The organism is Endozoicomonas sp. ALB115 (genome assembly GCF_049310245.1).
In the GTDB taxonomy this organism is placed as follows: domain Bacteria; phylum Pseudomonadota; class Gammaproteobacteria; order Pseudomonadales; family Endozoicomonadaceae; genus Endozoicomonas.
Genome location: NZ_JBLYZG010000100.1, coordinates 1 through 10569, shown reverse-complemented (window position 1 = coordinate 10569; position 10569 = coordinate 1). Strand labels below are relative to the sequence as shown.

At 45.9% G+C, this 10569-nt stretch carries 13 protein-coding genes; 7 read left to right on the top strand and 6 right to left on the bottom strand.

What is annotated here, in order from left to right:
• The 3 genes from ACO6VE_RS23015 to ACO6VE_RS23005 all read left to right on the top strand — a co-directional run.
• Positions 1 to 1224, top strand: a 1224-nt coding sequence (locus tag ACO6VE_RS23015) for a Tn3 family transposase (RefSeq protein ID WP_422463703.1), incomplete at its 5' end; no start/stop codon positions are given.
• Positions 1208 to 1399: a Tn3 family transposase gene (locus ACO6VE_RS23010; RefSeq protein WP_422450657.1), complete on the top strand. Its 192-nt coding sequence runs from the start codon at positions 1208 to 1210 to the stop codon at positions 1397 to 1399. The genes ACO6VE_RS23015 and ACO6VE_RS23010, both read left to right, overlap by 17 nt.
• 72 nt (positions 1400 to 1471) lie before the next feature.
• Positions 1472 to 2485, top strand: coding sequence for a hypothetical protein (locus ACO6VE_RS23005; RefSeq protein WP_422463701.1), 1014 nt, complete (start codon positions 1472 to 1474; stop codon positions 2483 to 2485).
• A gap of 59 nt (positions 2486 to 2544) precedes the next feature.
• On the opposite strand, the gene ACO6VE_RS23000 is transcribed toward ACO6VE_RS23005, so the two are convergent.
• The 3 genes from ACO6VE_RS23000 to ACO6VE_RS22990 form a co-directional block, all read right to left on the bottom strand.
• Positions 2545 to 2961: a hypothetical protein gene (locus tag ACO6VE_RS23000; RefSeq protein WP_422463699.1), complete on the bottom strand. Its 417-nt coding sequence runs from the start codon at positions 2959 to 2961 to the stop codon at positions 2545 to 2547.
• 1 nt (position 2962) lies between these two features.
• Entirely contained in the window at positions 2963 to 4003 is a 1041-nt protein-coding gene (locus tag ACO6VE_RS22995) for a hypothetical protein (protein ID WP_422463697.1), read from the bottom strand.
• 279 nt (positions 4004 to 4282) lie between these two features.
• Positions 4283 to 4483 (bottom strand): hypothetical protein, encoded by a 201-nt coding sequence (locus ACO6VE_RS22990; RefSeq protein ID WP_422463695.1) that lies wholly within the window; start codon positions 4481 to 4483, stop codon positions 4283 to 4285.
• A gap of 549 nt (positions 4484 to 5032) precedes the next feature.
• Here ACO6VE_RS22990 and ACO6VE_RS22985 point away from each other — a divergent pair.
• The 3 genes from ACO6VE_RS22985 to ACO6VE_RS22975 all read left to right on the top strand — a co-directional run bounded on the left by ACO6VE_RS22985 (position 5033) and on the right by ACO6VE_RS22975 (position 7254).
• The gene (locus ACO6VE_RS22985; protein ID WP_422463693.1) at positions 5033 to 5299 is read left to right on the top strand and encodes a hypothetical protein; all 267 of its coding nucleotides are present in this window, start codon (positions 5033 to 5035) and stop codon (positions 5297 to 5299) included.
• A gap of 18 nt (positions 5300 to 5317) precedes the next feature.
• Positions 5318 to 5665, top strand: coding sequence for a group II intron maturase-specific domain-containing protein (locus ACO6VE_RS22980; RefSeq protein ID WP_422463691.1), 348 nt, complete (start codon positions 5318 to 5320; stop codon positions 5663 to 5665).
• Positions 5666 to 6129: 464 nt separating this feature from the next.
• Positions 6130 to 7254 carry a Fic family protein gene (locus tag ACO6VE_RS22975; protein ID WP_422463689.1) on the top strand — a complete coding sequence of 375 codons (1125 nt, stop codon included), beginning with the start codon at positions 6130 to 6132 and terminating at the stop codon, positions 7252 to 7254.
• A 757-nt stretch (positions 7255 to 8011) separates the two neighbouring features.
• Here the strand turns inward: ACO6VE_RS22975 and ACO6VE_RS22970 are convergent.
• The 3 genes from ACO6VE_RS22970 to ACO6VE_RS22960 all read right to left on the bottom strand — a co-directional run bounded on the left by ACO6VE_RS22970 (position 8012) and on the right by ACO6VE_RS22960 (position 9787).
• Positions 8012 to 8563: a hypothetical protein gene (locus ACO6VE_RS22970; protein ID WP_422463687.1), complete on the bottom strand. Its 552-nt coding sequence runs from the start codon at positions 8561 to 8563 to the stop codon at positions 8012 to 8014.
• Positions 8564 to 8759: 196 nt separating this feature from the next.
• Positions 8760 to 9029 carry a hypothetical protein gene (locus ACO6VE_RS22965; protein ID WP_422463685.1) on the bottom strand — a complete coding sequence of 90 codons (270 nt, stop codon included), beginning with the start codon at positions 9027 to 9029 and terminating at the stop codon, positions 8760 to 8762.
• 164 nt (positions 9030 to 9193) lie between these two features.
• Positions 9194 to 9787, bottom strand: a complete 594-nt coding sequence (locus ACO6VE_RS22960; RefSeq protein WP_422463683.1) for a hypothetical protein — start codon at positions 9785 to 9787, stop codon at positions 9194 to 9196.
• A 115-nt stretch (positions 9788 to 9902) separates the two neighbouring features.
• Here ACO6VE_RS22960 and ACO6VE_RS22955 point away from each other — a divergent pair, with 115 nt between their 5' ends.
• Positions 9903 to 10475 (top strand): hypothetical protein, encoded by a 573-nt coding sequence (locus ACO6VE_RS22955; protein WP_422463681.1) that lies wholly within the window; start codon positions 9903 to 9905, stop codon positions 10473 to 10475.
• Positions 10476 to 10569: the final 94 nt, after the last annotated feature.

The following is a 10569-nucleotide window of genomic DNA, read 5'->3' as shown; positions in this document are numbered from 1 at the left end:
CGATTAAATATCGTGCCAACCATATATTCGAATAGAATATATGCTTCAAAATCAAATGATTACGTTATTTTGGTGGTGAAAGTGGGATCCAACAGCTCTGTATCTCTAAAATGGGTACCGGCAAGAAAATGGTGGACTTCAGTCACTGAAACCCAAAAGAAAGGTGTACCCGTTACCAAGGTGCATCGTCTTTACCTTGAGCTATGCCTCTTTACGCTGGTTGCGGAAGCACTCAGATCCGGCGATTTATTTGTTGAAGACAGTGAGAATTTCAGTGATTTCAGAACGCAGTTTATCTCAGAAGAAGAGTATCAAGAGCAGTTCGAAGATTTCTGCCAAATGATGGGCTATCCCTCCGATGGTGGTGACTTTTGCAGTCAGCTCAAAGCCAGACTTCACGCTGTTTGCAAAAAGGCTGATGAGCAGTTTCCAGAAAACACTGAAGTGCAGATTATCAATAAAAAGCTATGCATTACTCCGATCAAGGCAGAGAAACCAACACCTGAGCAAGAGGCTCTCGCATCCCTGATCAAAGAGCGTATGCCGCCTAAAAATATTCTGGATGTGCTGTCTGAAACTGAAAAGTGGTTGAATCTCAGCAAGCATATACGGCCTCTGTCGGGCAATAAATCCAGAATTGACAATATAGAAGAACGCTTCGTCCTCAACCTGCTTTGTTACGGCTGTAACCTTGGGCCAGTCCAGCTGTCCCGCTCAGTTCAGAATATCAGCCGCAAACAAATTGCACGACTGAATCTCAAGCACTGCTCCGAAGACACTCTCATCAAATGTATCAGGGATGTCATCAATGGCTATAACCAGTTTTCGCTACCTGCCTACTGGGGAACCGGCAAAAGAGCGTCTGCCGATGGTACAAAATGGGATGTGTATGAAAACAACCTTCTGTCCGAGTATCACATTCGGTATGGTGGCTATGGCGGCATTGCCTACTACCACCTCAGCGACAAATACATTTGCCTCTTTTCCCGCTTTATACCCTGTGGTGTTTATGAGGCAATTTATATTCTGGACGGCCTTCTGCAGAATGATTCCGACATTCAGCCCGATACGGTCCACTCTGATACACATGGGCAAAGCCTTGCTGTTTTCGGACTGGCTTATTTACTGGGAATAAAGCTGATGCCCAGGATCAAGAACATCAAACGGTTAAATTTACACCGGCCAGAGGCTGGAGCCAGATTCAAACATGCTCATTTTTTATAACGTCGAAGTGATGATGAGAGTATTGAAGGAGCTGAAAGAAGAAGGGCACAAAATTACCGAAGATGATTTGAAGCACCTGTCCCCTTATATAGAGAGTGCCAACAGGCTGGGAGATTATCGTCTTGAGCTAACCAAGCAGGTGCGGCCTCTGGATTTTTCAATTTCGGTACTGTGAGCATCCCTTTCAGAATGTCACTGAAATCACTTATCATTCGGTACAATAGTTCTGAACATTATAGGCGGTGAAATGCCTGGATATTATCAATACCGTTTTAACCTTGATCTCCGTGCCAGCGACAAAATCATCAAGAAGACAGCCAAGCTTAACCGCCTGAAATCGTGGTCTTTCGAGGATCATATCCATCACTATACAAACTACATCGAACCAGATTTCATTAACACATTAGATTTCGGAATTTGTTGCGAAGAGTATTACTGGCGTATTGGTCAGCGTCGTATGATATTTCCCAAGGATGCTGACGTTCTGAACATGCTGTTACAGGCAAAGTTTTCCTTATCAGCGGTTGAAGGTTTCCGGTTGCCCTATGATCAGTTTATTTTGGCGATCCCGAAGGAATATAAGTTTGCCGGACTATCTATAACTGGAGTTCTGGTGACGATGTGCCGGAATACTGATGAGATGAATGAGAAAATTGATCCATTCATCAAGGTATGCAGCAAAGGCACCGAGTCAGCACAAACGCCTCCTGGCCGCAAGGGAATGCTGACGTTTAATTTTCAGTTTGCTCATGATCCGGCAACAACATATTCTCGCATATCCGTGAAATTAGAAGATTTGCCACGTATTCTGTCTGCAAACCGATATCAGGATCTTGCCGACATTCTCCCTGGGTTTGCTTCAAGAGGATATCTTCACACAGAGCGTTGTGATAATGCGGAATTGCAGTCTCATTATGAGTTGCTGAAACTGATGGTGTCCATGTCAGTGTATGTTATGTATGCACGCAGTAATGATCGCCAAGATATTTTACAGGATGGACTGCCAGGACAGTTCAGTAATCACCAATTTGCATCTCTGGGTCATCGTTGTAGCAAGCATATGACTTTAGGCAGTATGGCTGGTGTTAGGGAAAATAGAGCATCCCCGAACAGTCACTACAGGTCATGGCATTTTCGTCAGCTGGTACATGACAAGTATTATCAGAATGAATATCAGGGCATGGAGAAAGGGAGTCGGATCGTTTTTGTTTCTGATACTTTGGTTTCCAACAAGGCCAATCCAGCAACACTGATAGAATAATTTGGCGGTTCATGTACCCGAACAAGAGGGGCGACATTTTCTTTATACAGTTCAACAGGTTAACAGCTTTTTATGACGTAAAAGCAATTTTGCAGGCCGGGGCCCATATCCATCTCGGAGCCCCAAGAGTACAGGGTAAATTCCATCCTGGAGCCAATGATGTCCAGAGATGTCTTGTCGTGATAGAGTTCTTTGATTACTTCCCAGGCATCCAGCCAGATTTCGCAGGCATCAGCTTCAGGCTTATCAAAGCCGGTTGTTGTTTTATTGTCACGCAGTACTGCAAAACCCTGGTCGATCAGCTGCTTCAGTTTGGCTTCTTCTTCTGTCAAGGGTGGGACCCGAAACTCTGTCGTCTTGTCTCGCCATTCTGCGGATACGCCTGTCCCTGGCAGACTGCCTGAATAGCGTTCATCTTTGGGCAGGTTTATGCTGGCGATTTGTAAGTAATAATCATTGGGTCCCGCCCAAGTCACATCATGACTGACAATTAGAACTCAGTGGTAAATAACCTGAGTTTTTAGCTGAATTGACTGACTGAAGATACCGCTCTCTTGCGATCACAGCTTGCTCTTTAGCTTCTTCCTTGTTGGAGGTTTGTATTTTGATTCTTTTGTAGGTCTTTGTATAGATCTTTTGTCCCTCGGCGTAAGTGGGATCTTTGCGAAGCTCCCTTTGACGCTCGGCGTAAGCGGGATCTGTCTGGTAGCGCTGCCTTTTGCGCTCCCTTTGACGCTCGGCGTAAGCGGGATCTGTCTGGTAGCGCTCCCTTTGGCGCTCCCTTTGGCGCTTGGCGTAAGCGGGATCTGTCTGGTAGCGCTCCCTTTGGCGCTCCCTTTTGCGCCCCCTTTCTCGCTCGGCGTAAGCGGGATCTGTCTGGTAGCGCTCCCTTCGGAGCTCCCTATTGCGCTCCCTTTGGCGCTCGGCAAGTGAAGAACTGCTATCAACATTAACTCCTGCCTGGGTTGTTTGGTTATCACTTGTAGCTTGGTACATGCATGACTTATTAACGACAGCAATTGGCTGTAAATCTTGTGAACTATGAATTCCGGCAGGAAGATTAGTTAACTGTAAACCTGAGCTTGTATGATTCGCTGCTGTTTGCTTTCTGATTTCAAGCTCGTCCCACGATATTAGCTGCTGAAAGGGAGTACTTGGTGTTAGTAATAATGGATTATTAACGGGTTCATAATCAGGCTGGTAAGGAACATATTCATCAAGAATGGATTGTGGTATTTCTTGAATACCTGTTCCAGAAGCGTTTTCTGAATCGAGGTTTGTTAGGGATGTAATACTATATTTATTCAATGAATAAGAATGATCAGCTTTATTTTGATATGTATCTGGTCCGCTATTGTAAATAGGAATAGGGTTCAGCACTTGAACTGGTATGCCTTGATAAACAGGCAGCTGTTCGGTAGCCCCAAATTGCTGTTCTTGATCTACTAAACCTAATGCGCTGGAACAAAGATAATAAAAATAAGCATCAAATGAAGAAAATTGATTGGTTTGATCCATTGAATTATTGAACTGTTGAATTACAGCTTAAGACCATGCCTTCTTATAAAAGTTCCTCTCTTTCACAACTCGACTTTAGACTTTGCATGACACGAAAGACTGGCCAGGTTTCGATAAAATAACAAGCCGACATTAACAAACAATTTTTTCAGGTTCGCTTTTATTGCCGGTTTTTCTCTAAATGGCTGTATTTATGCAGCCTCTGCTTTATCTGTCTTCAACTGGCCGGACAGTTCATTGAAATTGAGCTCATATTTTTGATGATATCTATCCCAGCCCTTACGAATGGGGAACCTTGGAATAATTCGTGACAGGGAAATTCTCATCATGCCTGCGGTTGTTGTATCCGGAGATCTCCAGGGTATCCGGGAAATCTTCAGGCATGACTGATTTTTGCAGACGGTCAACAACTGTAATAATGCATAACCTGCCATTTTCAAATGCATCCAGCGCAGAAGTGTCCTCAATTTTTGCTGCCACAGATGACAACAGCCAAATGGTTGTTTGAGCTGGTGAAACATAGGCTCAACTGGCCACCGCTTTGCATAACCCCGAAGTACATCAAGCCCTTCGTGTTCTGTATTGGTTGAGATGAAAATTCTTTTTTCAGTCAGCCCCTTATCATTCTCAAAACAGCTCCAGACAACCCGAATTTCTTGCCCTTTGAGGAATTTTGCCCGACAAATCAGAGTACGATATCGCACGGTGCGAAACCCCGCCAGTAGCAGAAACTGATTAACTGCACAGTAGATGAAGGACTGATTAACGAGAAGTGGCACTTCCACGACCTGAAAGCAAAAAGCGTGTCTCACCACGAAGGATTAGTATCTGGCCACAAAACACTGGAAGCGAAGAAAATCTATATTCGGAAAACCCAGAAAGTACAGGGTACAAGATAACAAAAAGGAAGAGATATGAGAGAAGGTATCACCGGGCAATTGTCCGGTTTTTTGTTTGCCCAGCGAAGCGGGCAAACCCGTCAGGCTGAAAGAAGCCTGAACCACCCCGACTGAGGGGAAGGTAATCCGAATGGCAAGGGCGTTGCTGGCCAACGGCTGGGTCCGAAGGAAGCATAGGAAGTCAGAGGTACACAGCGTAAGCGAACCTGATTCGGCAGGTCGGGAGCGGCAAGCGTGCGAAATAGCGCGACGCCCAATACTCAGTCAGTCCCGACAAGTGATTGAGGGTGGAATTTCTGGCAGGGATCTGTTTAGTAACTGGGGAAGCCTGGCATCAATCCCTGAGTCATCGGGGGCTGTTATCGCAAGAGGAAACTCAAGGATAGCACTGGTGTGAGGTGGCAGATGAGCCCGTGTGACGATCATCAAAGAACTGAACCCGGTGCTGAGAGGGTTTGCCAACTACTTCAAGATAGCCAATTGTCGCAGTGCGCTGAAGGGAGTCATGAGTTGGGTCAGGCGCAGACTGCGATGTATACAGCTGAAACAGTGGAAGAAACCGGCCAAGCTGCATAGGCGGCTAAAACAGCTGGGATATAAGCCGCCGTTCAAATACATCAAGATGCGTTCATGGAGAAATGCGGCGAGTCCGTTGGCGCACCCCGCCTTACCTGATTTGCCGAGAATTACACGACATATCTTTGAGAATTGGTGCCCAGGAGAAGACTCGAACTTCCACGACCGTACAGTCACCAGCACCTGAAGCTATCGTGCCACTCTTATATTTCAACAACTTAGCTCAAATCGTTTTAGGAAAAATTGCGCAAGTGTTTATTATTTTTCGATATTTCAACCATTTTTTTAGAAAAAAATTTAATGAAAAATACCTTCTGGTTACCCAGCGAAAGTGGTCATCTAAACGACAGTTTTCAACACTGAAAGATATTTTCTCTGATCATCGCTCATACCTGCGAAGCGTTTGCTTCATGTTTCTTGCATTACAAATCGCATTTTAAAATCCACCCAGTGCACTGCTCGTAACCAACAAGAAGGGGCAGGCAAATTTTTGCCTGCGGGCAATCCTGTAATCGTTCTGAAATTTATAGAACGCTTAATCCATCGATATGGCCAGATATGCTATCCGGGTATCCGTACGTCACCCCGTATCATAGACACCCATGCCGCGCTACAATCAAACCCATAATATTGGCTCAGGATACCAACAGGATGCCCCCTGATCAGCCAGATACGCTGCCCCTGGAGAATATTGACTTTCGAGCCTTGTTTAGCCTGGTCGGCGAGGCAAACGCTGAGCTTGCCCGGTACGATGGTTTGCTACAAGGGATACCAAACCCTGCGGTGATGCTCTCGCCACTGACCACTCAAGAGGCGGTACTCTCTTCCAAGATTGAGGGTACTCAGGCCACCGTTGATGAGGTACTGGAGCAGGAGGCAGGACTGGAGAAAGAGGGCGAGAAATTCAAGGATATCCAGGAAATTTCAAACTACCGCGCTGCCCTGTTTCAGGCCAGTGAACACCTGAAAGCTTATCCCATTCGTTTAAGCCTGATTCGTGAGTTGCACAGCATACTGCTCAACAGCGTTCGGGGACAGAATAAATCTCCCAGTGAATTTCGCAACGATCAGAACTGGATTGGCCGGGCGGGTTGCTCCATGGAACAGGCGACATTTGTGCCTCCCTCACCACTGCGATTAATGGAGCACCTTGAGTCCTGGGAACGTTATATCGATTATGATGACTGCGACTTTCTGCTTCAGGTCGCCGTGGTATACGGGCAATTCGAACTGTTGCATCCATTCAAGGATGGTAATGGCCGGATTGGACGCATCCTGATCCCGCTATTTCTGTACCAGAAAAAAATTCTCTCCGAGCCTATGTTCTACCTGAGCGAATACCTGGAAGCCCACCGTGACGAATATTACCAGCGTCTCCAGGCGATCTCTTCAGAAGGAGACTGGAATGGGTGGATTGCTTTCTTTTTGCGAGCAATCACCCTTCAGGCCAGGGAAAACAGTGCGCGGGTGAGAAACATCATGGGGCTGTATGAGCATATGAAGCATCAAATTCAACACATTACCCGCTCCCAGTATTCGGTTCATTTACTGGATGCGCTGTTTAGTCGCCCCATCTTTCGCACCACGGATATTATTCAACAGTTTGAAGAAAAGTACGGCATTCATCCCAAAACCACACCGGCTTTACTCCGTCAACTGCGCGATGCCGGGATTTTATTGGAGATCAAACCGGCTTCGGGGAGGCGTCCTGCGGTACTTTGTTTTGCAGAGCTGTTAGAAATTACTGAAGGTCAGGGTGTATTCCAACGCACATAGCGGATAGCTCTGAATTCGCACGCCTTTTGAGGAGTGGAACCTCTGATTCAGGCTCCACAAAACTCGTTGAGGAGTTTGGAGACTCCTCAAAACCACTTGAGGAGCGTGATAGCACATTCAGGCTCCACAAGCTTCGTTGAGGAGTTTGGAGACTCCTCAAAACCACTTGAGGAGCTTGATAGCACATTCAGGCTCCACAAGCCTCATTGAGGAGTTTGGAGACTCCTCAAAACCATTTGAGGAGCATGATACCAGATTCAGGCTCCATAAGCCTCGTTGGGAAAGTAAGGATTCCACGGCATAAGTTAATGAGCGGAAAATTTAATTCAAAGTAACCGGATATCCTTGATAAATGAAAACTTCAAACTTTAAAAAAGCTCATACCAATCAACATATTACTTCCGGTAAGAGGCATTACCGGCAGTAAGGTTTTTGCGGTGCTTCCGTTTCAGAATAGACCTGAGTTTCACCTTATCACGGTGAGCTGCCGTTATCTTCCCCAATTTATCCTGGCCTGCTTAACTGATCACGAAGACTCCGGATTCCAGGGTCAATCATTGCATCGTTGGGCATATGAACTGAAATCCCGGGATGGTGGATCATATTCATAACCTGTAAAAGCACGACAATACAGAGACCATGACCAGTGGGATTCAAGAAAAAGGGATGCCTATCAGAAGTCGCTCAGCCAGGGCTACACGACAAGCCGGGCGAAAATCGTCACGGTTAAAGCTTGAAGTCCGAAACCCCGGGAATTTTATGCGCCCAAAGTTTCATCTTCCATAGCCATCACCCTGGCTGCCTGCATTGCCAGAAATTCGTTTTGAGCTATCGGCATGCTGACTATTTGCAGATTCATGCAATTGTCTTCAGTAAACTCCAGGCGAAAATCCATGATAAAACGACGATCTTCAGCAAACCTCAAGCGCCTTTGGTCAATAATGCCAGAGAGCTTGCTGGCGAGTATGCCATAGGGGTCATTAACGCACTCGTCCAGTTTCCTCTCAATCAAAATACCCCATAAAAAATCCTCGAACTCTTTCGAACATGTGCCTATATTCCAGCAACAACAGACCAGCTCATAAATATCCTCAATGCCGTCCTGATCCCAGCTGGAATCATAAAGGGGCTCGGAAAAGTCTGAAATATGATCGGACATACGGGAAAGCCCCAGGTTTTCCGAGGTATCGGCAACGCAATTATTCCTTATCTTATCGATAGCGTTGCTGGATATCCTGTTAAGCTTTTTAAACAACTTTTTCCGCTCCCGCTCCTGTTGGCGGCGCTGCTTGCGAGTCACTGATGTCAATTTAAATTCCTCTGCGATATCCCGGCTGAACCAGCATCAGGGAAGCAAAATAAATTGGTGTTTCCAAACCCGGTAGCTTGCTGGATGATCAGTAATGGTGGGCATAAATAATACCAATTCCACCTTCTAAATATGAACTGCGCAGCCATTTTGAACAGCTGGATCTTCGTTGGAATTCCTCGCAATAGCCCTGCTATTACTCGTTATTCCGCCTTGCCCAGCTGTCCAAAATGACTTGCTCGATCTCATATTTAGAAGGCGGAATTGGTATAAGACCAGACTCACTGACTTTAATAAACAGCTCTCTATGCTCTTTGGCCAACACCTTCAGCCTGCGCTTTTTGTGTGGTTTAACCAGTGCAACAGCTAAAGTAATGGCAGCCAGCTCGGCAACACGCTGGTTAGCCGACAGTTTCAGTTTATGCAAACGCGCTATATTCTTCCTGGAAATAGTTGACTGAAGCATAAAACCAGATATTTCATTTTCCTGATCAATTGCACATCTTTCCTCTTTGGGTTTCTTAGAGCACTCTTTGCAGATATGATTCTTATGCCCTTTGCCAGAAAACTGTTCATTTGGCTTGCTACAGGCACAAATCCTACAGTAATGCCCCATTTGTACCTCTCAGCTTATTTCACCAATAAACCACGAGACTCGTTGAGCAATATTGTTCGCTCAGCAAGCTCTTTAGTAGTTAACAACTCATGGTAAATTTCGATGTATCGTTTTCTGATACGGCGAAACTCAAGTGAGCCATACGCCTCACCCATCCACTCCCGCTCGTTATCCGTAATCGCGTTATTGACCTCTTCTGGCAAGTCATAAATATAATCCAGATTGTGGAAGTTGGATGCATGCCAGATATCATATTCCTGCTCGAGGGGCTGGCCCAGCACGTAAGGGATCAGATAAAGATTTGCCAGCATCAGATCCGCCAGCCTGTAGCGTGCTTCCACCGGTTTGTTCATTCTCAGCAGGCCCAGAGACCAGCACAATTTCTGGATCGGTTCACCCGCATCATCAGGAAACTCCTCCTGGTACCAGTTAAAGTAACTCTCTGACTTTTTCAAATCGTTCAGGACCAGGTACAGACTGAACAGAACATATCGTTTACCACTGCCATCACTGATGAAGTGATACTCTTTTTTCTCTTTGTTGAGCGCCGATCGATAGCTGGAAATTCTGGCTTTCAGCTTTTTTTCAGTTTCAGGGAAGATATACATCGAATCTCTCAGATTTTATTAACAAGGATGATTCCATGCGCAGCTTATTTCATTCGGGATTGAATTTCACCAGACCAATTCCTTATTCTGATCAAAACAAACAACGGGTTTCACCATGCCCCAGCTGAACCAACCTTGCAGCAAACACTTCACCTACCGGCAGCTGATCGAGTGCGGTGAAACTTGGCAATCATCGTCTATTGATAACCTGCCACTGGCTGACGAGAGCTGGCAGGCACTTGTCGATTTAGCGACCTATATACTCGATCCGGTTTATGAGCAGTTTGGTGCCCTGGAAATCACATACGGCTTTTGCTCCCCCACATTGGCGACGGCAAGAAAAAAACTGGCCAAAGAGCAGGGCGTGCTGCCCTCTATATATCCCAAACTGGATCAGCACAGCTGCTTTGAAAAAAACAGGAAGGGAGACATCATCTGCTCCCGGGGAGGATCCGCCTGTGATTTTCATGTGCCGGACACCTCATCACTGGAGGTAACCACCTGGATCGTGAAACAGCTCCCCTTTGACAGGCTCTATTTTTATGGACACGACAAGCCCATTCACGTTAGCTATAACAGAGACTCTCAAAATGCAGTCATATGCATAATGACACCCAAAACTAACGGCCAGGGCTACATTCCCAGAAACCTCACCCCTGAGCGTTTTCTTGAACAATTTCAGCTATAAATAAGCCTCGTCAGTAAAATCTGTGGGTCATTTCCGGTTCAGGTAACTTGCCAAGCGCATGATATAACGCGATTTCCGCACATCTGTAGGTCCT